Annotated in this window: 18 protein-coding genes; 7 read left to right on the plus strand and 11 right to left on the minus strand. The window is 52.5% G+C overall.

Going from position 1 to position 22,629, the window contains the following annotated elements; all coding sequences use genetic code 11:
• Window positions 1–2 precede the first annotated feature (2 nt).
• Both BUC02_RS05745 and BUC02_RS05750 read left to right on the plus strand, forming a co-directional pair.
• Entirely contained in the window at window positions 3–917 is a 915-nt protein-coding gene (locus BUC02_RS05745; RefSeq protein ID WP_073319906.1) for a hypothetical protein, read from the plus strand.
• Between the two features lie 89 nt (window positions 918–1,006).
• Complete coding sequence (locus BUC02_RS05750) at window positions 1,007–1,459, plus strand: hypothetical protein (RefSeq protein ID WP_139261037.1); 453 nt, start codon at window positions 1,007–1,009, stop codon at window positions 1,457–1,459.
• Between the two features lie 243 nt (window positions 1,460–1,702).
• Here BUC02_RS05750 and BUC02_RS05755 read toward each other — a convergent pair whose 3' ends face one another.
• Window positions 1,703–5,170 carry a hypothetical protein gene (locus tag BUC02_RS05755; RefSeq protein WP_073319910.1) on the minus strand — a complete coding sequence of 1,156 codons (3,468 nt, stop codon included), beginning with the start codon at window positions 5,168–5,170 and terminating at the stop codon, window positions 1,703–1,705.
• A 92-nt stretch (window positions 5,171–5,262) separates the two neighbouring features.
• The gene (locus BUC02_RS05760; protein WP_073319912.1) at window positions 5,263–7,272 is read right to left on the minus strand and encodes a cellulase family glycosylhydrolase; all 2,010 of its coding nucleotides are present in this window, start codon (window positions 7,270–7,272) and stop codon (window positions 5,263–5,265) included.
• Between the two features lie 164 nt (window positions 7,273–7,436).
• Between BUC02_RS05760 and BUC02_RS05765 the strand changes: the two genes are divergently transcribed.
• Window positions 7,437–8,813, plus strand: coding sequence for a nitroreductase family protein (locus BUC02_RS05765; RefSeq protein ID WP_073319914.1), 1,377 nt, complete (start codon window positions 7,437–7,439; stop codon window positions 8,811–8,813).
• Between the two features lie 4 nt (window positions 8,814–8,817).
• Here the strand turns inward: BUC02_RS05765 and BUC02_RS05770 are convergent, their stop codons facing one another.
• Together BUC02_RS05770 and BUC02_RS05775 are read right to left on the minus strand one after the other, a co-directional pair.
• Complete coding sequence (locus tag BUC02_RS05770; RefSeq protein ID WP_073319928.1) at window positions 8,818–9,510, minus strand: LrgB family protein; 693 nt, start codon at window positions 9,508–9,510, stop codon at window positions 8,818–8,820.
• Entirely contained in the window at window positions 9,507–9,932 is a 426-nt protein-coding gene (locus tag BUC02_RS05775; RefSeq protein WP_073319942.1) for a CidA/LrgA family protein, read from the minus strand. Before BUC02_RS05775 ends, BUC02_RS05770 begins: the two co-directional genes overlap by 4 nt.
• A 43-nt stretch (window positions 9,933–9,975) precedes the next feature.
• On the opposite strand from BUC02_RS05775, the gene fmt reads away from it, so the two are divergent.
• Genes fmt through BUC02_RS05795 form a run of 4 tightly spaced genes read left to right on the plus strand, consistent with a single transcriptional unit; the run spans window position 9,976 to window position 14,483 of the window.
• Window positions 9,976–10,902: a methionyl-tRNA formyltransferase gene (gene fmt / locus BUC02_RS05780; protein WP_073319945.1), complete on the plus strand. Its 927-nt coding sequence runs from the start codon at window positions 9,976–9,978 to the stop codon at window positions 10,900–10,902.
• Window positions 10,890–12,167 (plus strand): transcription antitermination factor NusB, encoded by a 1,278-nt coding sequence (locus tag BUC02_RS05785; RefSeq protein WP_254794118.1) that lies wholly within the window; start codon window positions 10,890–10,892, stop codon window positions 12,165–12,167. The genes fmt and BUC02_RS05785 overlap by 13 nt, the downstream gene beginning before the upstream one ends.
• Before the next feature lie 10 nt (window positions 12,168–12,177).
• On the plus strand, window positions 12,178–12,783 hold the full coding sequence (locus tag BUC02_RS05790; protein WP_139261038.1) for a hypothetical protein: 606 nt from the start codon (window positions 12,178–12,180) through the stop codon (window positions 12,781–12,783).
• Window positions 12,783–14,483, plus strand: coding sequence for a hypothetical protein (locus BUC02_RS05795; protein WP_073319951.1), 1,701 nt, complete (start codon window positions 12,783–12,785; stop codon window positions 14,481–14,483). The genes BUC02_RS05790 and BUC02_RS05795 overlap by 1 nt, the downstream gene beginning before the upstream one ends.
• 77 nt (window positions 14,484–14,560) lie before the next feature.
• On the opposite strand, the gene BUC02_RS05800 is transcribed toward BUC02_RS05795, so the two are convergent.
• The 7 genes from BUC02_RS05800 to aroE form a co-directional block, all read right to left on the minus strand.
• A complete protein-coding gene (locus BUC02_RS05800) occupies window positions 14,561–15,562 on the minus strand; it encodes an A/G-specific adenine glycosylase (RefSeq protein WP_254794119.1) in 1,002 nt (333 codons plus the stop codon).
• 122 nt (window positions 15,563–15,684) lie between these two features.
• Window positions 15,685–17,130 carry a glycosyltransferase gene (locus BUC02_RS05805; protein WP_073319958.1) on the minus strand — a complete coding sequence of 482 codons (1,446 nt, stop codon included), beginning with the start codon at window positions 17,128–17,130 and terminating at the stop codon, window positions 15,685–15,687.
• Window positions 17,099–17,920 carry a phosphoribosylformimino-5-aminoimidazole carboxamide ribotide isomerase gene (hisA, locus tag BUC02_RS05810; protein ID WP_073319961.1) on the minus strand — a complete coding sequence of 274 codons (822 nt, stop codon included), beginning with the start codon at window positions 17,918–17,920 and terminating at the stop codon, window positions 17,099–17,101. The genes BUC02_RS05805 and hisA overlap by 32 nt, the downstream gene beginning before the upstream one ends.
• Window positions 17,920–18,933 carry a hypothetical protein gene (locus tag BUC02_RS05815; RefSeq protein ID WP_073319964.1) on the minus strand — a complete coding sequence of 338 codons (1,014 nt, stop codon included), beginning with the start codon at window positions 18,931–18,933 and terminating at the stop codon, window positions 17,920–17,922. The genes hisA and BUC02_RS05815 overlap by 1 nt, the downstream gene beginning before the upstream one ends.
• Window positions 18,934–19,031: 98 nt before the next feature.
• Window positions 19,032–20,015 (minus strand): GDP-mannose 4,6-dehydratase, encoded by a 984-nt coding sequence (locus tag BUC02_RS05820; RefSeq protein ID WP_073319967.1) that lies wholly within the window; start codon window positions 20,013–20,015, stop codon window positions 19,032–19,034.
• Between the two features lie 91 nt (window positions 20,016–20,106).
• A complete protein-coding gene (aroB, locus tag BUC02_RS05825; RefSeq protein ID WP_073319970.1) occupies window positions 20,107–21,717 on the minus strand; it encodes a 3-dehydroquinate synthase in 1,611 nt (536 codons plus the stop codon).
• A 1-nt stretch (window position 21,718) separates the two neighbouring features.
• Window positions 21,719–22,606, minus strand: coding sequence for a shikimate dehydrogenase (aroE, locus tag BUC02_RS05830; RefSeq protein WP_249268999.1), 888 nt, complete (start codon window positions 22,604–22,606; stop codon window positions 21,719–21,721).
• Between the last annotated feature and the right edge of the window lie 23 nt (window positions 22,607–22,629).

Raw genomic sequence — 22,629 nt, forward strand, 5'->3', positions numbered from 1 at the left:
TCATGAAGAAAATTCTATGTGCAGTCACAGCTGCCCTTGTAATCGGCGGTTGCGGTGAATCCAAAGTGAACGTGAGCTATAAGGTGGACGCCCCTGTTGTGGTGGAACTTTATGCCGAAGGATATTTTTCGACAATTGACTTGAAGGGTAACGAACAGATGGGGACGGTGACGGCCGCTTATGTGAACCTGACGTATTCCAATGCGGGCGATACCTTGAAGGTGCACCGCGATTACGTGATGGACAAGTCGTGCGGTTACTTGAAGAACTACATGCCTTCGGAACTGGCTTGGCGCGTGAAGTCTGTGGATATGGCTGCCATTGACCGCGAAGTAAAGACTATCGATGGCCTTGAAGACGGCTACGATTCCCTGCTTGCCCGTATTCCGATGCCCGAAGTGTGGCGCAAGCAGCTTTTGAATCCGGATTACAAGCCGCACTTGAGACGCTTGGAAAAGCATCGCTGGGAAATGGACCACATGCTTTTGGGCGAAGTGCCGACCAAGGGTAACATTACGCAGATGCTCAAGGACCAGGGCCGCTTGAACTTTGCCTTGATTCAGGTGGATTCCGTGGTGGTGAAGGGCTTTGAAAACCGCGACCATCGCCGCTGCCTGGACTATGTGGTGTACCTGCAGGAAAAGGAAAACTTCCCGTACTACATTTGGGAACAGCACGTGAATAGCGGCATTGTTCCCGAACAGTTCAAGAAGTACAACAAGGGCCTTAAGGCGGAATACCAGACCCAGTTCGAAGTCATGATCGACCCGACGACGGGCGTGCCTTGCCAGGAACGTGAAGTCAAGGTCGGAACGCATACCATGGTGAATCCCGACACGAAGGACACCGCGACCTTCAAGAGCCAGATTACGCTCGAAAGACTGTATACGATCAAGAAACCGGAGAATGATGAGTAATTAGTGATGTGAGATGTGTAATTATTAATTGTTCATTATTCATTTCACATTTCACATTTTACATTGCACATTGCACATTTTAATGGCCTATGCGTAAGTTTTTTTGTGTACAATTGTTTTTCCTTGTGGCTCTCGCCATGGTGGGGTGTGCGTCGCATCCGTCGCCGCAACAGACGATGGTGGATGACCGCTACATGGTCTACAAGGAAATGGAGAAGGCATACCGCGCCGCCGAAGAAGAATACATGAACTTGCTCTTTAACATTGAGCGCATGCCTGAAGAAGAAGAGCTCTGGATCATGAAGCGCGACAAGATGCTGGAGCTGATGCAGTTGAAAGAACTGATGCTCAATGCACGCGCGGAACTGGATCAGGCCATGCAGGAATGGGAGCGGCACATGCTGGACTTGCAGGCCGAACAGAAGAAGGCGCAGGTCAAGCCCTACAATCCGAACTTTACGGGTAAGGACGGCCAGCGCACAAGTCCGGGACAGTTGCTTCCCGGCGAAGTCAAGCCCAAACAAAAATACGGCGAACTCTAGTGAATTCAGAATTCGGATTTCTGATTTCCGATTTTGAAATTATTTAGCTATTGCCAACTATTTGGATCTACATCGCAAGGCGAGAGTCGCGGACAAACCGAAGGTTTGTACATGACCGAGCCGTAGATGCAGCTACAAATTTATGGTTTATTGCCAAGAATTTATGACCTCGCTCTAAGGCGAATGATGCGCCCACACTTGTGTGGGCATATCTGAGCCGTAAGCGAGGCGGTTAATAGTTGGCTATTGCCAACTATTAACAAATCCCATTCCAATGGCGAATTTGATGCGGGTGGGGGCGATGCTTTCGGGTATTGCCGGAAGGTCAATGGGCGTAAGCTTTTTACCCCCATGCAAATTCTCGTCTTCGTCGATGCGGTTCAGACCGCGGGCGAGCGTGAGCGAGATGTCGAACGGCACGCTGTAGAAGATTCGGTTGCTCATGCGGAAGGTTAAGCCCACGGAGCGGTCCCAGAATCGGTGGTCGGTGAACTTGTCGGTGTCGAACCACTTGCCGTTCCAGGCGGCGCCCATCTGCGAGAACAAGTCGATGTAGAAACTGCGGGTCTCGAATATCCATGCGCTCTTGCGCCAGTCGTCGTAAACGGGGTAGAGGTAATGGAGTTCGGCAATGGCGGTGCGCATGCCGGCGAGCGTGTAGTTTTCGGAATTGCGCAGGTAAGGGTAACCTTCGATGAATACAGGATTGTAGTAGTACGAATCGAGCGTGTCCTGCTTGGCGTCGGTATTCCACTTGTACACGCCGCTAAGTTTGCCGCCGGCCGCTAGGCGGGCGCCGGTGAGCGGACTCTGGATACTGCCGTAAAGATTGATGCCGACTTCGTGAATGTTGAAGTTGCGGTACTTGGGCGTAATCTTGCCGTTTGCGTTAACGGTAAAGCTTTCGGCGAAGGTACCCGGGCGGAACAAGTCGGAATTGCTGTACTGGTAGAAGAGCCTAAGCCCGTTGCCCTGACCGTTGATTTCGGTGTCTTCGGCGTGGTCGCCGTAGAGACCGAGTGCGACGAGTGTGGTAAAGCGGTTCTGGTATGTCCAGTCGAAATTGTCTTCGTACAGGTTGAAGTTTGCCCAGTCGTAACCGGCGGCCACCTGCAAGGTGTCGATGCTCTTGAAAATACTGTAACCGGCGCCTGCGACGATAGACTGCATCGAAATAGCGTAATGGCTGACGCCGAGGCTGTCGCCGTTGTTGGCGCGAACGTCTTCATAGCGTATGGTGTCTTTGCTGGTATAGTTTGCGTAAGTGTACGAAAGTCCGAGGTCGAGCGGAGTGCTGTGGTTTTCCCAAGACACGAAGAATTCTTTTTCTTGCCTGGGGTTGAGTCCGTCTCCGTTGATGTAGTCAATGCCGTTGCCGATTTCGAGCAAGAATCCGATTTGGACAGTGTTCTTTTTGAGCGGGTCCGAAAGGATAGCGGCAAGGCCTGCCTTTGCCTTGAGCTGACCTTCGCCAAACACGGTAAGGTCGGGCGCATTTTCGCTAAAGACTATCATCGGAACGAACAGTGGAATATAGGGGATTGGCTTGTAGTCGCGCTCGATGCCGGCGAATTCGATGTCTGCAATTTCAAGCGGCTTTTCGATACGGGGCGGGAGTGTACCGCGGAGTGTGATTTGTGCATCGGCGGGCTTTTGCGAGACGGTGCGCGTGGTGTCTGCAATTTTCAGAACGGAGTCGCGGAGGACGATTTGCGGAACGCAGGGCGCAGAGTCTGTGGATTGCTTCGCTTCTTCGGCGCTCGCAATGACGTTTGTATCTTTTGCCGTTTCAACGCAGCTTGTGTCGGCGATTTGAATGACGCTGTCGCGCTCGGTTACGGTAACGGCGGTGTCGTTTACCATCGGTGTTGCGCCATAGGGCATTTTATAAAGCGAGAAACCGTCTTTGTCGTATTCGGTAAAGTAGAGTGTGTCGCCTGCGAGGGCCGGAGTGAAGGCGCCGCCGACTACGTTGGTGAGCGGGCGTTCGCTTCCGCTGGAGAGCGATTTTTCAATTAGGTTGAAAATGCCGTTCCGGTTACTGGCAAAGACAATCTTGTCGTTGTCAATCCAGTTTACGTCGCGTTCATCAAAGCCTTCGGTGCTGACTATCTTGAAGTTCTTGCCGTCGCTATCGATGATGGCAATGCCGCGGGTTTTGTCGTCAAAAAATCCGAAAGCGATGTGACTTCCGTCAGGGCTGAACTTGGGGCTGTAAATGTTGTAGTAGTTGAATTTGGAATCGGGAACAAAGAGGTCAACCGGATCTTCGGAGGTGTAATCCTTGATATTTTTCGGGTACGGAACTTTGGCGAGCTTGAATCGCGTGCTGTAAGGTTCGCGCATGGCGAAGATGACTGTGGTGCCTTGAGCATCGATGGCGGGATACACGGCGTCGGCGAGGTAGGTGACAGAAACAGAATTCTTGTTGGTGTCGCTTACGGCGATGTCAAAGTGGGCGTGGCCATCCTTGTCGCGGTTCTGGTAGCTCACGTAGGCAAGCATCGGGCCTTGCACGCTATCTTCGTGGACATCGATACCCTTGTCGAGCCAAGGTTTCTTGAGTTTGAATGCGTGCTTGGCGTAGTCGCCGATTTCAATCGTGGAGTCTGCGGTTTCGTTTTCGACGGTGATTTCGCCGATTTCGACGCCATCGATGACTTCGTCCTTTTTGCTCGTGTCTTTAGGGCTGAGCGGCATCTTGAAAAGTCCGCCGTCAAACCAGGGGCCGCCAAAATTTGAAACGCCGTACAGGTTCTTGCCTGCGACAATCGGGAAGTCTTGCCAGAAGGAGCCTTCGGTCATCTTGGTGCCTTCGACGAGAGTGCCGAGACTGTCACGCTGCGCCTTATAGGCTTCAGTGATTTCCTGTTTCCATTGGTCGTAAAGCTCCTGTTCGCTTATGCCGAGCACTTTCTTGATAGCGCCATCGAGAGTCATGCGGTTGTACTTGGACATTTCGTGCCAAATTTTCGGCATGGCGTCTTCGCCGTATTTCTGGCTGATGTAACGCACCAGCGAAAAGCCTTGCGTGTAGGGACCAAGTTCTGCAAACAGCGAATTTTCCGAAAATTCGTGCATGTAGGGGAGCGTGAGCAGACTATCGTTCAGGGCTGCCACGCGGAGTAACATGTCGCGGTGGGTATCCCAGGCGTCGAAACCCATGCGGCTCGATTCGTACTGGGCCGTACCCTCGGCAAACCAAAGCGGCTGCAGCGTAAAGGGAATCATGCTCGCAAAATCTTGCGTGGTGCGTTCGTTGTAGTAGTCGGTATAGCTGATTTGCAAACCGTAAATACTCGGTTTGAACTTACTCGCGTTTTCGATACTGACCAAGTGGCTGAATTCGTGCGTGACTACGTCCGAAAGCCAACCGTGGCTGCTGCGGATTTTGAAGTCCCAGTTGGTTAGCCAAAGGTTGATGGAGTTTTCGCTTGGGATGGCGTTACCGTTACTGTAAAGGGCATTGTTGAGAGTCGCGCTCACGCGGCCAGGCAAGTCGCGATGATAACGGGTGACGACAGAATCGTAGACCGCCTCGGCGTAGGCGGAAACTTTTGCAGCATGCGAACTGTATTCGGCCGGGTAAATAAAGTTGAAGTGGTCTGTGCTTGCGGCCTTCCAGCGAATGTCGCTATTGTTGCCATAAAAACCATTGGCAAAGGCTGCTCCAACACATAAAAATAAAAGGCTCGAAATAGACGCACGCATAGTGTTTAAAATATACAAAAAAGGGGGGGGTAAAAAAGCCGCGCAACCTGTAATGGTTGCGCGGCCCAAGGAGCTAATGATGTTGAAGTTTATTATTCAGCGGCGCCGAGGCCAAGGGCTTTGTCGATACCGTCGATGAGCTTGGTTCCCTTGAGATCACCTTCGAACAGCGAGAAGTTGCCGGTGTAACCCCAGTGTGTCCAAGGAATCTGGAGCGTGTCGCAGATTTCGCGCATGGCGGTCAAGTAGTTGAGCCTGGATTCAGCGGAGGAACGCAGGTTCAGGGCGCCGAATTCGTTGATAATCACCGGAACGTTGTTGGTGGCGGCCCACTTTTTGGCTTTCAGGATTTCTGCCATGATGGCTTCCTTGCTGCCGGTCTTGTAGTAGTTCTTGATATTTGATTTCACGTAACTCTGAGTGCTCTTGGTGACACCGAAGTCGCCAGAAACCGTAGACCACTTGGCCGGATCGTAGGGGAACGGGATTCCCTTGATGGTGGCATAGTCGGTCCAGGAACCACCCTGGTGGGTGAAGGCGAACGGCTCGTAGGTGTGAATCACGTAGATGATGTTGTCGTCGGTGAACGGGGTGCGCTTGGCGAGCAAGCTGATCGAATACCACTGGGCATCACCGAAGAGAATCGTGTGCTTCTTGTCGACGCTGCGGATAGAGTCGATCATGGCCTGGGCGGCAACAGTCCACTGGGCGGCGGTCACCTTGCCGGCACTCATGTCGGGTTCGTTCAGCAATTCGAAGAAGATGTCTTCGCGGGTATTTTCGGCATAGTGGGCGGCTACGTGCTTCCAGGTTTCGGCCATCATCTGGATATACTTGTTATCCTTGGCGCTGGTGGCGTTGTAGCTGTTGTCGTATTCGTGGTAGTCGATCACGAACGACATGTTGTGATTGCCGGTCCATTCCACGAAGGAATCGAGAACGGTGAAGAGTGTGCTGTCGTCAAAGGCGAGCTGGACGGTTCTCGTGGTATCCTTGACAAATTCGTCGCGGTTGGTGGCGTACAGGTCAAGGTCAATCGGCAAACGAAGGCTCTTGATACCGTTGTCGGCCAAAAGCTTGATGTCGGTTTCGTCAAAGACGAATTCCTTGAACTTGCCGTCGGCATTTTCGAGCCAGTTCGTGAAGTTAATACCCTTGTTCAGGTACTTCATGGCCTTTGCCTGCAACGGGTTCGAGACCGTGATTTCTGCTTCGGTGAATTCAACCGTCGGAATGACCGGGTCATTGATGGTCATGTCGGGCTTGTCCGCTTCGACTTCAGAAGTGTCTTGCAGGTAAATGTTATCGATAAAGAGCGAATCGCTAGTGACCTTGGCGTTACCCTTGGCCTGGAAGCTGATTGCCTTGATGTGCTTGGCATCGAATGGAACTTCAGTGCCCCAGCCGCCTTGGACCAAGTCCTTGAAGCGGATAACAGCCTGGGTCCAGGTGCGAGAGGCCTTGACCTTTGCCAGGTGAACGTCGTAGTCCGTGACATCGGAAATTTCGATGTGGACTTCGTGTGCGCCACCTTTGTACCAGTAGGTAATGCCACCGAAACGACCGTTGGCATCGTCTTCGGCAACCTGAATGCCCCAACCCACATACGGGTCGTATGCGTATTCGCCCTTGTCGAGCGTGTAGTTGACTTGCAGGGCGTATTTGGACCCGTTGTTGACGGCGCCAGCGATTATGTCTCCGTCTTCGTTTACTGGGGTCGTGATGACAGAGGCACCGTCGTTGTCGTTATCGCTGTAAGTGTACCAATAGTTGTCGATGGTTGCAGAATGATTGTCGCCGTCTTCGAAGTCGTCAACCAGGAGGCCCTTGCCTTCGGGAAGCGTGATGGGGCCTTCAGCCGGAAGGGTAGACGGATCCACTGTCGGATTTGTCGCTGCAGATGAATCGGTTGGATTGGCGGTAGAATCTGCCGGAACTGTGGTGGAATCCGTCGGAAGCGGGGTGGGTATAGTCGTCGAATCAGTCGGATTTACTGCCGGTTCGTCGGGGGCAGCCGTCTTGCTGGAATCGTCGCCGCAGGCACTCAAGAAAAGAAGCGCTGCTGCAGAGAGTGCTAAACTTGATTTAGTTTTGAAATTCATGTGAACCTCATTGTGTTTGAAACCTTGGGTTGTCCCAATTCCCTTTTTGCCTTAAATCTATTATTAAATAGACAAAATGAACTTAGTAAATTGGCTTGTTTTTGCGTAGGTGTATCGGGTGTGTTGCACCTTTTTGGGCTTTTTTTTGCTATTATTTCGTTTAAATGCGCTTTTTTTCTGAGAAATACCACGAATCCATTTGCCTTGTCCGTAAGGAAAAGCCTGTGGATGTGTGTTGGGAATCACAGAAAAATCCGGATCGCCGTTATAAAGGTTGCAATCGAATCGACTTACATCAAGGTGAAATTCCTGCATTCGGTTACGTGTCTGGCGATAATTTAAAACCGGTGGGCGTGTACGTTGTCGTGCGAGGCCGAAAGGTGCCCGATGGCGTTTATGCTTATGATGCTGTAGGCAAAAGCAAGGTTCCCGATGTGGTGGGGCAATTGGTTCGCGTGGGTGGCCGCGAAGAAATGAAAAAGATTGTGGCCGCCTTCCCGGACAAGGATTTTGCAGAAGAAGCTCCGCTGATTTATATTTTTACGGGCCTTTTGGAACGCTCTGTCTGGCATTATAGAGAAGCGGCTTATGCGCAGGTGATGCAAGACGTGGGTGCCTGTGCCGCAAGTGTCATGCTCCATTCGAAATCGAAGGGTGCAAAGGTCTTTGCTTTGGGCGGTTTTGTCGATGACGAAATTGCGGTGACGCTCAACTTGCCTGTAACGGAAATTCCGCTGGCAGCTTTGGCTGTGTTTCCGGAATACAGCGAACTGGCATTTGATTCTGTGGACGAAGGTGTCGGCGAGACGGCTTATTCGAACCGTAGCGAGATGGAAACGGAAATCGGTTACGATCCGGCCCGATACCCGGCTTTGTTCATGCGTCAGAACCGCGCCGAAAACATTACTGATCTTACGAAATGTATTCGCATTCGTAGACTTTCGGCCCAGGCGTATCCGGGTGAAGAATTCCCACTGACGCCAGCCAAGTACGATGCGGCAAGCTACTTGGGTAAGCTTGAAGATATTGAAATGTCTTCGAGGAATCAGCACCCGTTTAGAAAAGTAGGTTTTGACCTGGATGATTTTTCGAGTATGCTCCGCTGGCTTGAAGTCGGGCAAATCAATTTGTTCGGTGCAGGGCTTCTAAAAATCTGGGTGATCTCCTTTGACGTGATGTTTGTGTACCCGGGTGTTTATCGCTATGTGCCTGTTCGCAAGTCGGTGTTTATGCAGTCGGCGATATTGAACATCAAAAAATTTGCCAAGTGTCATGCGGTGCCCGAAGTGGCCGAGAATACTGCATTTGCGCTCTTGCTTACGGCGGATTTGAACGAATCTTGCAACTTGCTTGGTGAACGCGCGTACCGTTACATGAATTTGAATGCGGGCTATATTGCGCAATCGATGAACTTGTCAGGGCAAATGCTTCGCAAGGCGACTCGCTGTGAGCGGTTTTTCTATCACGATGAGTTGAAAAAGCTGTGCGAAATTCCTGAAGGCGAAAGTATTGTCGCCGAAATTCTGGTGGGAAAGGCGTAACAGCCTAAGCAATCAAGCTTAAAATAATCGGGGTGACAATCGCGGTAAATAAACCCGCGACTCCGATGGACAAGCTGCTCATGGCGCCTTGGACTTCGCCCATCTCCATGGCGCGGGTGGTGCCGAGCGCGTGGCTTGCGGTACCGATGGCGATACCCTGCGCAACCTTGTGCTTTATGTGGCAGAACCTGCATACGGCGGGGGCCGCGACCGCACCCGTGATTCCCGTGACGGTGATGGCGATGATGGTGACGGAAGGAATGCCGCCGATTTGCGACGAGATGACACTCCCCATCGGGATGGTGACGGATTTCGGGAGCAGCGAGAGCATGAGCGTGTTGCTCAGCCCGAGCAGTTTACTGAAAAGAATCACGCACGCAATCGAGGTGAGGCTACCTGCAAAAATGCCCGCGAGTATGGGCTTCCAGAATTGCCTGAGTTTTGAAATCTGCCTGTAGAGCGGCACGGCGAGCACGACTGTCGCGGGCGAGAGCATCACCGAGATGTAGTCGCCGCCCACGTTGTAGCTTTCGAGGCTGATGCCCGTGATGAGCAGGAATCCGACGATGAGGATATTGCCTATCAGGAGCGGGTTCAGGAAGGAATACTTGAATTTTTTGCTGATGAACACGCCGGTTTCAAAAGCGACGAGCGTGAGGAATATGCCGAACAGGGGAGAGTTGATGATGGCGTTCATTTTTCGCCCCCGATTGTGCCGTTGCGTTCTGCACGCTTGGAAAGGCGTTCTGCACGCAGGGCGATGTTTTCGCGGTATTCCTGCCTGCGGATAAAAAACTGCGTGACCCGGCCGCCGGCAGCAATGGCCACGAGCGTGAAGGCGATGCAGAGGAACAGTAAAAGCGGCCACTTGGAAAGTACGTCGTCACCGACGGCCATGATGGCGATGCTAGGCGGCAAGAAGAACAGCGCGAGGTGGTTCAGGAAAAAGCTCGAGACGCCCGAAATCTGCTCCGGCTTGATGACTTTTGTACAAAGTAATATGAGCAGCAGGACCATGCCGATAATGTTCCCCGGGAGGGGCACGCCCACGATGCGGTGGAGGAATTCCCCGGCAAGGCAGATGGCGAAAATGACGGCAAGTTGGAGCGGGATTCTCATTGCGGGCGTAAATTTAGAAAAAGTATATTCTATATTTCATATTATGAAAGTCGTATTTATGGGAACGCCGGAATTTGCGGCTTGTTTTTTGAAGCATCTCAAGGAATGTGATTTTGCGGACGTGGTGGCTGTTGTCACGCAGCCTGACCGCCCGGCAGGGCGCGGACGCGTGCTCACGCCCCCGCCAGTCAAGCAACTGGCGCTCGAATACGGGCTCCCCGTGCTGCAGCCGACCGACCTGAAGTCGCCCGAATTTGAGGCGGATTTGCGCAAGTTCGAAGCCGACCTGTTCGTGGTCGTTGCCTACTCGATTTTGCCGAAGAACATCCTGGGTGTCGCGAAGTTCGGCGCAGTGAACGTTCACGGGAGCCTGCTCCCCAAGTACCGCGGTGCGGCTCCGGTCCAGCGCGCGATTGCCGATGGCCTTCCCGAAACGGGCGTGACGGTTTTCCGCCTGGACGAGAAGATGGACCACGGCCCGATTCTTGCGCAACGCATGGTGGCGATTGACCATCAGGATACGACGGCTTCGCTCTTGGAAAAGATGGTCGCACCCGGTTGCGACGCACTGGACGATGCGATTCACCAGTTGCTCGAAGGCCGCGAGAAGGACTTGACGCAGGATCATGCGCAGGCAAGCGGCGCTCCGAAGCTCAAGAAGGAAGAAGGCCTTATCGATTTTAACCTGCCTGCTGCAGTAATCCACAATAGGATTCGCGCGTTCAACCCGTGGCCCGGCGGTTACGGGAAGCTGGGCGGCCGTATGGTTTACCTGCGCAAGACGGATACTCCGGAGGCTGGCCCGAAGCTTGCCCCGGGTGCAGTGGAATTCAAGGACAATCGCTTTTACGTGGGTACGGGCGAGGGCCTGCTCGAGGTCATCGAGATTCAGGCCGAAGGTAAGAAGCCGATGCCTGTCGCCGACTTCATGCGCGGAATCCAGAAGCGCGAAGGACTTTGCTTTTGCTAGACGATTCCCTCAAAGAGCGCATGGACGCATACCGCGTGCTTCTGCTGTGGCAGAAGGACGGTAGCTTTATTAAAGAAAGCGGGCTTTCTCCTTTCGCGATGGAACTTGCCCTGGGCGTGTGCCGCAGGCACCTGTACCTGCAATACTTTTTAAAGACTCTCGTAAAGAAAATGCCTTCGCTTGAAGTGGCGACCGTGCTTGAAATGGGAATCTTCCAGATGTTCTTTATGGAAATCCCGGACCACGCCGCCGTTTCGACGAGCGTGGAACTTGTGAAGGCGGCGAACCTTGGCGAAGGTTCCGCGCGGCTCGTGAACGCCGTGCTGCATTCCGCGCGCAAGTCCGGGCTGCCGGCGCTCCCACCTCAAAAGGTGCGGCGCGTGTCCATCGAGAATTCGGTGCCCGAATGGCTGGTGCGCAGGTGGTTCGACATTTATGGCGGTACACGCGCCGAAGCGCTCGCGAAAGCGACGCTTGAGCGCCCCGTGGAATGGATTCGGGTGAATCTGCAGAAGACTTCTGCGCCGGTGCTTGCCCAAAAGCTCGGGCTCACGGGCGCAAGCATTCTTTACGACCGCTACATTCAAGTGCCCGCGGATGCGAAACTTAAGACGATTCTGGAATCGGAAGCCTTTGCGAAGGGCGAATTCAGCATGCAGAATCCGTCTGCCTACGAAGTCGTGAAACTGCTGGACTTGAAGCCAGGCCTTAAGGTTTGGGATGCGTGCGCGGCCCCTGGCGGAAAGGCGGCGCTCATGGCCGAAATGGATTCTTCTCTTGAAATTCTAGCAAGCGATGTGTCGGAATCTCGCGTGCTCAAGATGCGCGATGTCGTGGATCGCCTGGACCTTACGAATGTGCGCGTGGAATGCCGTGATGTACTTGCTTTGGATCCTTCGACTTCGCTTCGCTCCGCTCAGGATGACACTCGCTCATCCAAATTTGATCGCATTCTCCTCGATGTTCCTTGCAGCAACATGGGCGTGATTGCGCGCCGTCCGGAATCGGTATACCGCATGACGCCAGAATCGATCAAGGAACTGGCAGAACTGCAGTACAAAATTTTGCAGGCCGCCTCGGCAAGGCTTGCGCCGGGTGGAATTCTGGTGTATGCAACTTGCAGTCCGGACCCGGAAGAAACGACCAAGATTGTGAACAAGTTCGTGAAGGAAAATCCGGAATTTGAAAAAGGCGAGTCGGTGTTCCCGGGCACCGAAGATTTACGCTTTGATGGGTTCTTTGCTCAGGCATTGCGCCGAAAATAAAAAGGATTTTATGGGGAAGCTGAAAAAAATTTTATTGCTGGTTGCGAGCCTTGCGCTAGCTGCACTGGCTCAAGAAGATTCAACCAAAGTAGAAGACATCGCGTTTTCGAAGGTGTATCTTGGAATTGAAGGCGGCGAGATTTATCCGTTTGGCGACTTGATTGATGCCACTTACAATACGATGTATGGTGGACTCATTTTTCGCTATTCGTACTGGAAAAATGTCGATGGCGTGGTGATGTTCCATTACGCGTATTTCAAGCCGCGTCCAGATGTGGTGCCGTATGACGGCGTACACCAGGCTTCGGGCAAGCTTGGACTCGATTGGCGATTCCCGGCGATTCACCCGGTAGTTCTTGGTGGCGGTTTTGCTTGTAACTGGACTCGTGCCGATTTAGATGATGACATCGTGAAAGATGAAATCTATGATGAACCGGGTGGCACTTTGGGCGACAACGAAACGGAATTCGGTTGGTTTGCCCGATTGAACGTGGTACTTTGGAATTTTGAAAAATTCCGCATGGGTTTTAACTTCATGTGGGAAGAAATTTGGACCTTGCCTAAGCGTTCTGATATGTTGTATGCAGGCATTTATGTAGAAAGGAAGCTTTGGTAATGAAATATCGTTCTTTGACCTTGCCGTTTCTTTTGGCTTCGGGTATTGCCGTGGCTCAGGTGCCTGCTGAAATGGAAGGCATGGAATATGAAACGCGCGCCGACGGAACTTTTTTGATTGGTGGCCCGACTTTTGCGTTTGATAGAGTGATGGGCGCTGGCGGAGTGCATGCAGAAAGCGAACTTTGGACTCCTGCGAAACTGCGTGACCGCTTGCTGTTTAATCGCTGGTCAGGAACGCCGAACTGGACTCCGCTTGAACCGGGTGTATGGCTGAAGACGGGTAATGAACTGGGTGACTTGATTTACCAGGATTTTATTACAGAATATAATAGACCCGAAAACAGAACGCCGATTCTGGAAGGCGGTTTCCGCAGTCCGACTTACAAGGGCTTATGGGCTACGGCGAGGCTTTTTCAGGATGACCACTTTTGTAGTGGCGCCTACGCTTACCGCCGCGATATGGTAAATGGCAACTACACTCACCTGGGTGCAAACTGGGCGATGTTCAGTTCGGCCTACGGCGGTCTCGGTTACACGAATTCGCTCGTGAACGCCTCGGTCTTGGCGGGCGAAGAATACCTCTGGACGTATACGGCGACTTCTCGCTGGATTCCTTCGCATTACAAACCCCGTGTAGAAGCGCGCGCCGACATCAAGGATTTGTCGATGACTGTCGCCTACGAAGATATCGAGTTCGAAAACCTGCACGATAAGGAAGAGGGTAGCCGCAAAGAAGTGAACGGCTCCGTTTACTACAAGTGCGGCAAGGCTTGCGAAAAGGGATTTTTCAAGGTGGCGGCAGGACTTGCTTTCCGCGCGGTGGATGACGAGGGGACGGTATACACCGAACTTGAAGAAGATCGCGTGGCGTGGCCGTTTATGGAATTGCGCGTGCAACCGGTAGGGCGCTTGACGGCCGATGTGACTTTTGGCGTGAATGAACGCGATTGGCTTGTGCAGGACAGTATCCAGTTTGTGGCTCCGGCGCCCGAAAACATAGGTGTCGTGGTGGGCGTCAAGAATATTTCGGGCTCACGCTTGAATCCGCTTGCCGATACGAAAGAATTTTATGATGGCCGCGAAATTGACTTGACAGCCGATGGACAGATGAACTTGATTCAGGCTTATGCCTCGTATGTGGATACGTTGGGTGGCTTTGTTTCTATCGGTGGTCGCGGAAGCCTGTGGGCAGAACATGGGGCCGAAACTTTTGATGTCGAGGAAATCCGCTATCGTGAAAAATACGATTTGACCACGCGCTATGGCGACGTCGATCGTATTGAAGATTGGATTAAAGGCGTGACGGCGGAATTGTGGCTGAATACCTGGTACCGCGACATGTTCAAGTTTACGGCGATGGCGGGCTTTGAACACATTGAAGGCCCGGTGGACAATGCCGAAGTGACTCCGGCGGAATTCTACACAGGCTTTATGGGCGACTGGCTCTTGAACAAGACTTTCAAGATTTCACACTCGATTCGCTACAGGAGCGATGCCAAGTGGAATTTGCGCAGCAAGAACCCGATGGTCGTGAAGGGCGACTGGACTTGGGACGCCTCGTTCTCGCAGATGTTCCCGAAGTATGGCATTTCCCTGACGGGCACGCTCATGCATGTGCTTGCCGACGAAGTGATGGAAACGGTGAACGGCGGCTATGACCGCATCCGCTTTATTTGCCAGGCGAAGAAGACGTTTTAGAAGAAGTAATTAAAGATGTGAAATGTGAGATATGTAATGAGGAATTATTCATTTCACATTACTCATTTCACATTTGCCTAAAGTTTCGCCAATGCTTTTAGGCAGAAACTGTTCGCAAAAAAATCCTGGGCTGTTTCACGCTTGATCCACTGAATTTCGTGTGTCGTATTTGCAGATGCTTTGCGCATGGGAGCCTTTTCGCGGAGCTTTATGTGCAGGACATCGCATTCGATTTTATGCACGGTGATGTTGTGCTTGAATTTGCCGATGTTCTTGACTGCGCAGACATTGTCGGCGTTGATGTAGTCTTCGGCTTGGGCGGGGAGGCCCGAGGTGGCGTTGCGCGGCGATTCAAAATGTGGCAACGTGAACTGGTTCTTGAAAAATTTTTGCCCGCCGTGAATGGCTAGAATTTTGTGGTCGGCGCTTTCGATGACGAGTACGGTGCCGTGCCAGTCTTTTTGAATGTGTTTTTTGGCGGGAGGAAAGTCGGCGGTGCGATTTTCTTTGGCGGCACGGCAAGATTCCTGTAGCGGGCAGTTCGCACAATCGGGGTTCTTGATTTTGCAGATGGTGCGGCCAAGTTCCATCAAAGCTTCGTTATGCATGTAAGCCTTGGGCGAGTCGGCGACTTCGCGGGCGTAATTCCAATAGGCTTCGGACGATTCTTTAGATTCCGTCGGTAAAAAATCGAGGGCGTAAAGTCGCGAAAAAATGCGCACCAGGTTGCCGTCGAGAATCGCTTCGCGCTCGTGGTAGGCGAGACTTAGAATTGCGCCTGCGGTGTAAGCACCGATGCCGGGCAAAGCCTCCAGTTCCTTGCGCGTGCGGGGAAATTTTTTGCGTTCTGCGGCGATTTTTGCTGTCTTTAGAATATTTCTTGCGCGGCTGTAATAGCCTAAACCTTGCCAGTACATGAATACTTCTTCTTCGGATGCGGCGGCGAGCGTTTTTATATCGGGAAAGCGCTTCATCCACCTCACGAAATATTCGCGGACGGTTGACACTTGCGTCTGCTGTAGCATGGTCTCGCTAATCCACACCGCATACGGGTCGCGGGGGGCGTCTAAATCGCTCAAGCGCCACGGTAACTCAGCAGCATTCTTACGAAACCAATCTCGCAAATATTTTAAGATTGCCTTATCCATGTTTTTAATAGCGATGCTCATACCTCAGAGGTGCGTAGCACCGAGTTCATTGCTCATATTCCGTATGCTTCGCGTTTGAGCTTCCTGAAGAATTCGAACTGGGCCTTGGTCGAAGATTCCATGGTGTACTTGAGGCTGCGTTCGTGGGCGACCTCGCGCATCTTGGCGTAGGTTTCGGGTTGCTCGAGGTACAACTTGCGGGCGTCTTCCAAAGCATTCAGCCAGGCGTCTTTGTCAATCGGCAAGATTCGGCCTGCGGCTTCATCCATCACGATGTCGTGCGGGCCGCCGTAATTGCTCACGATCGCGGGCGTGCCTGTAGACATGGCTTCGACGACCACGTTTCCGAATGTGTCAGTAACGCTCGGGAACAAGAAGAAGTCGGAATCGGCGTAAAGGCTTGCGAGTGTTTCTCCGCCCTGTTCGCCTGCAAAGTGCACGCTGTTGTCGCCTTCAAAGAACTTCTTGATTTCTTCGAGGTACCAGCCGTAGCCTACGTACATGAGCTCTACGTCGTTGTGTTTTTCTGCAAATTTTTTCCAGACTCCGTTCAAGAATTCCAAATTCTTTTCTTTAGAAATGCGCCCGATGAACGAGAATCGCACCTTGCGGTTTTCGTTCTGGATTGCCTCGGTTGCGCCGTTGTACTTTTCCCAGACGCCCTTGCCGCGCATGGCTGGCGAGAACTTTTCGAGCGGGAGACCGCGGGGCAAAATCTGCACCTTGTTTTCGGGTACCTTCAACTGCGTCGTGAGAATCTTGGCGTAGTCCTTGCAGGGACTTACCACGGGCTTGGTCATGCCGTAGAAAATCTTCATGAGCCAGAGCACAAAGTGGAACATCCATTTTGCTTTCACGAGCGTGCGGGTGTAAGTCGGAACGTCGGTGCGGTAATGGCTAAAGACTTTGATGCCGGCAACTTTGGCGCAGAAGCATACGAGCCATGCTCCTGGGCTTGGCGTTTCAAATTCAATCAAGTCGACGGGGTAGCGCTTGAGCAGCCTAAGTACCGGACCCACGCGCGGAATGGCCAGTTCGCTGTTCGCATACCCGAGCTGTTCCATGCTGAATAGGCGCGGGAGTAAAATACAGTAGCCGTTTTCGACGACACCGCAGGGGCGCGTGTTGAAGGCGTTTCCGGCGAGGAAAGCGTGCATGCCGTGGGCGCGCATGTAGGGAATCACGTTTCTTAAGTTGTTTGCAATTCCGTTGGTTTCGTCTAGGTTGTCGGAATAAAAAAGAATGCGCACATCATCGGCAGGGTGTTGCTTGCGTTCTTTTTTCAAATAGAATCGCAACTTCAAGAGTTTCGGTAAATTAAGAAACAGCGACCCGAATACGATCGGCGGAATCATGCCGGTGCGCAAGTTTCCGGGGGGCTGGTGCTTAAAACCGAACATCTTTCTGAAGGTGCTCGTGACGGTGCGTCCAAAGATAGCCGGACGCGTATCTAAAACGTCGGTGGCCTTAAGCTTTGTTGAATTTGACGCAGTCGGCATATTTCACTCCTTTGCCACCGAACAGGTCCAAGGCCGATCCGATGGTGAGATCAATCGTTCCGTTAGAAATTTGTTTGCAGTGCTTTAAGTCTTCAAGCGACTTGGCGCCGCCGGCGTAGGTGCAAGGAATGGGACTGTGCTCGGCGAGGAACATAATCAGTTCGTCATCCATGCCCTGTTGCTTTCCTTCGACATCGGCGGCGTGAATCAGGAATTCGTCGCAGTAACGCGAAAGGTCTTCGAGCGTTTCCTCGTTGATTTCGATGTCTATCAATGTCTGCCAGCGGTTCGTGGCGATTTTCCAGCGGGGGTGTGCTTCGTCCGGATCGTCGATTTCGTCGTCGGGGACAAATTGCTTTTTCTTCGCGGAACTCACACGTTTGCAGCTTAAATCGAGCACCAGATGTTCCTTGCCGACCGTTTTAGAGAGCAATTCCAAACGTTCGCGGTCCAGCTTGCCTTCCGGGAAAATCCAGCTCGTCACGATCACGTGGCTAGCGCCTGCGTCCAGGTATTCCTTCGCATTCTCGGCGGTGATGCCGCCGCCGACTTGCAGTCCGCCGGGGTAGGCGGCGAGTGCTGTTTTTGCGGCGTCTGCGTTGCCCTTGCCGAGCATAATTACATGGCCGCCCTTAATGCCATCTTTCTTATAGAGTTCAGCGAACCAGGCGGGGGAGCGGTCCGTTTCAAAATTCGTCTTGAGACCCGTGCCGCTGTCATTCAGCGAGCTGCCTACAATCTGCTTTACACGTCCGTCGTGCAGGTCAATGCATGGGCGAAACTTAGTCATTAGTCTTTAACTCCGGTAATACACCAGTCAATCTTTTTTCCGTGGCTTGCGTCGCTCCTACCCCTGTAAAATAGAACTTCGCCGCCAGCTGCAATCTTGAAGGCCTTCTTGGCGAACCAGCCGTCTACTTTGTCCAAAAGGCTTGCCTTCTGGAGCGTCTTTGCCACGCTGAACTTGAGTGCGGGAACGCTTGCGTCTTGCCATTCGAAGGTCAAGTCGCTCTTTGCGAATTTTTTGCCACTATAGTTGTCGCTGCCGTCCTTGATTGTCTTGGGGTGCGCGACTTTGATTCCGGATTCGTCTTTGTAGAGCGCGTATCCGAAGGGTTCGCCTTTTTCGGTGAGCGAGATGCGGCCTGCAAACAGCGGCGACTTTGCACTTGTGCTAAAGTTGATGGAGCGTACGGCCAGGTCAGTTGCCTGCACGGTTTGCCAGGTTTGGTCCATGTAGGCGTATCCCTTCACGGCAATCGTGTCTTCATTGTAGGCGATTTTGCCTTTAACGCGGCCGTAAGGAATGTGCACGTATTGTCCGAAACTTTCCTTGCCGATTTTCCACACGCCGTTGCCGGGGACTTTCCCGACTTCGGCCGATTCAAAGGTCACGTCAAGCAGGAATTTGCCACCCTTGTCGGCGGTAAAGTACACGCGGTGATCTTTGCCCGGCTTGTGTTCCATTTTGTATTCGCCCTTGATGTCGATTGTAGCCGAGGCCTTGTCGGCTTTAAGGCGTTCGGGCGGGTACTGGCGGCCTACGGTGTACGTTTTGCTTTTGAAATTCCAGAAGCTCATGTCGCAAGCGACTTTCTTGCCGGAGCCCGGAATATGGAGTGTGGAATAGTTGATGAAGGCGCGAGTGCCGTTGTCGAAAACGAACTGATAGCTCCATGTTTCGTTGAATTCTTTAGCGTTATTTTGGTGCGGCATAAAGTCCTCGACTGACACGCTGCGCACAGAGCCTTGTGGCGCCACGACATCACCTGCAAAAGCAAACGATGCACAGAGTGTTGCCATAATCGCTATCAGTATAGATTGCTTTGTCACGTTCGTTCCTCGCAATGACAATTCATTTTTTCATATTCTATTCCGAACTCAGAATTCCGAAATCCGAATTAGAGTCTCAAATCCTGTCCCATGCCGAGTTTGAGCTCTGTACGGCGGCGTAATACCATTTCGTTGAACAAGTCGGTAAGGCAGTCTTCGATGCTAATCATTGGTTTCCAGCCCTTGCTCATGGCTTTTTCAGGGTTTCCGATAAGGAGCGGAATGTCGTTACTGCGTTCGTAACCCGGATCGAAACGGAAGTCCACGCTCACGCCAGAAATATCCACCAGCATTTCGGTGAGTTCGCGGAACGTGTAGGATTTTCCGCAGCAAAGATTGTAAGCTTCGCCCGGTTCGGACTGGTTCAAAAGTTGAATCATGCCGCGTGCCACATCGCGCACGTCAATCACGTCGCGGCTAATGTCGAGACTGCCCGAATAAATGGTCGGCTCTGCACCGTAATACTTGATTTTGACAAGCTGGTAAGTAATCGAGGGAATCACGAAACGGCGGCTGTGGTGCGGGCCCGTAAAGTGGAAGGGACGCGCGAAAACCACGTGCAGTCCGTAAGCGTTCTTGAACTGATTGCCCAAAAGTTCCATGCAAGCTTTCGATGTTGCATAAGGCGTAAGCGGATTCGGGGCGTCCGATTCTTTGTGCAAGTAGGTAAGCTGATGATCGGTGCGGCCGTAAATTTCGCTAGAACTTAAAAGCATCACCTTTGCCTTCGGGCAATTCTGGCGCACGGCTTCGAGCAAGTTCTGCGTGCCGAGCAAGTTGATGTTCAGCGTTTCGTATGGTTTCTTGTAGCTGAGCCCCACCGACGATTGACTCGCCAGGTGGTAAATGTGCGTGGGCTGCACGAACTGTATCACGTCCTGCATGTGCTTGAAGTTCAGCAAGTCGCCGTTCAGGTATTCGACGCCATCGACCTTCTGCCAGGGCTGCGGCTGTTCGTCGCTAAAGCTGTACAGATCGTGCGTCGTTCCCACGAGGCTCGACAGAATGTGGTAGCCCAGGGCACCTGTTCCACCGGTTACAAGAATACTCATATATTCGTCCTTAGTCCATAGTTGTTGGCAATTAGAAATAAGGAATCAGAATTGCAAAATCATTCTGAAATCCGAATTCCTAATTCCGAATTCATTTAATAGCTCCCCAGCTTTGAGTAATGATATCTTTATCGATGTTCACGACCTTTTCCACGGCTCCAATCTTCGTGGGAAGGATGTAAACACGTTTGCCCTTTTCTGCCTTCTTGTCAACAGCCATGGCGTCCCATGCGGCATCCACGTCGATATCGTATTTCTTCGGGAATCCGAGGTCGTCCAAGAGTTTGTTCTGACGAGCTTCTTCTTCGGCGCTGATTTTGCCGAGGAGAACTGCCGCGCGGGCGGCCACGCGCATGCCAAGCGATACGGCAATGCCGTGCGTGAACATGTTGTAGTGCGTCAAGTTTTCGATAGCATGCCCGAAGGTATGCCCGTAATTCAAAATAGCGCGCAGGCCAGCTTCCTTTTCGTCGATGCCGACGACTTCGGCCTTAATGGCGCAGCTGCGGTAAATCAGGTGCTTCAATACGTCGAGGTCGTGAGCCTTGATACGCTCGACATTCTGTTCCATATAACGGAAGAATTCTTCGTCGTAAATCACGCCGTACTTCACGATTTCGGCAAGACCCGCCAGGTATTCCGTTTCGGGCAAGGTGCTGAGCACCGCGAGGTCGCAGACCACCGCTTTCGGCTGGTAGAATGCGCCAATCATGTTCTTGCCTTCGGGGTGGTTCACGGCAACCTTTCCGCCCACGGAACTATCGACCATGCTCAAAAGCGTTGTCGGGAACTGGATAAACGGAATGCCGCGCTGGTAGGTGGCAGCACCGAAGCCTGCCATATCGCCGACCACGCCGCCGCTAAACTGCAACAGGCAGCTCTTGCGGGTGTAGCCGCGGTGGAGCATAAAGCTGAACAGCTGGTTCAGGTTGTGAAGTGTCTTGTTCTTTTCGCCGGCTTGGAACTTGAAAATCGGGCAACGTCCGGCCTGGCCTCTCAGTTCGCCAATCATCTGGCTTTGCACCTTGGCAATGTTTGTGTCGGTGCAGACCAAGAAATCATGACTCGGCATGAGCTTGAGGCTTTCAAGCAATACGCCTGTTTCGGGAATAATGTTCTTGCCGATAAAAATGGGGTAGCGTCCGCCGCTGCTCGGGCACACGTCCAGCGCATGGCTGTTCCAGAAATTCAGGATGTACAGGATGCGTTCAATCACGTGGTCTTCGGTGTATTCGTCGGAACTTTCCACGCTAAAATCGGCGTTCGCGTAATTCTTTTCGCGTTCTTTGAGCATCACCTTGATTTTTTCAAGGCGTTCTTCGTCGGAGAGGTTTGCAAGCAACGGGCGCGTGTTCTTGCGGCCAATGCGTTCCGAAAGCACTTCGGGCTTTGCCCACAGGCGAATGATGGTGCCGTTTTCGCGGATGACCTTGAGGTTGTCCGGCTGCGTGAGTGCGCCACCGCCCAAAGAAATAATGTGCGGGGTTTCTTTTTTGGCAAATTCGGCGACGACATCGCGTTCCATTTCGCGGAACTTGGCTTCGCCGTCCTGTTCAAAGATTTCGCTGATGGTTTTACCCGCGCGTTCGACGATAACGGCGTCGGTATCCACGTAGGGGCGGTTTAACCGTTCTGCCAGGGCGCGTCCGGTGCGGGATTTTCCACTTGCCATGAATCCGGTGAAAAAGATGTGCTTGTTCATGTTAGCCCTGCATTCCTTTGCGCATAATCTGTGCGAGTTCGTCGTTCGTCTTGTTTTTAGTTTCTTCGGGGAACCATTTTCTAAAGCTTTCGATGCCCTGGTGCACCAACATTCCTTCGCCGGTCACCACCTTGCAGCCTTTTGCCTGGGCCGTCTTTAAAAGCTTGGTCATGGGCGGCGTGTACACGATGTCCATCACGGCCTGACCTTGGTGCAAGGATTCTTCGGTCAGGGGAGACTGGTCTTCGTTTGGAGTCATGCCCACGGAGGTTGCGTTGATGATGATTTCGATATCCTTGGATACGACCGGAAATTCATCGAACGTGGCAACTTGGACCTGGGGAGCCTTGCCGTTAAAGAACTGGTTCAGGCTGTCGGCGAGCGCTGTCCCTTTTTCGCGGTTGCGGCACACGATGGTGAGCTGGTTCTGCATTTCGGCGAGCGTGTAGGCGATTGCCTTGGCTGCTCCTCCGTTTCCGAGCAGGGCGACCTTCTTGTTCGAAGGTTCTACGCCCGATTCCTGTAGGTTGCGGATGCATCCGTAGGGGTCGGTTGTGGTGCCGCATAATGTGCCCCCGACAATACTGTCTTTCCAGTACAGCGTATTGACGCTGCCGGTAAACTTCGAAATGTCCGAAAGTTCGTCCACAAGGTCCATCACGGGGGTCTTGTAGGGGATTGTGACGTTTGCCCCGCGGAACTTCATGGCCCTAAAACCCTTGATGGCGTCGGCCAGGTTTTCGGGCTCCGGGGCGTAGGGCAAATAGGCCGCATTGATGCCTAATGCTTCGAAAAGGGCATTGTGCATCAAAGGCGACTTGCTATGACCAACAGGATGACCGAAAATGCAAAGCGTCTCGGTCTTTCCATTCAATTTTAACTGGCTCAAAAAAACCTCTTTTTTTACAATAT

The organism is Fibrobacter sp. UWOV1, assembly GCF_900142495.1.
In the GTDB taxonomy this organism is placed as follows: Bacteria; Fibrobacterota; Fibrobacteria; order Fibrobacterales; family Fibrobacteraceae; genus Fibrobacter.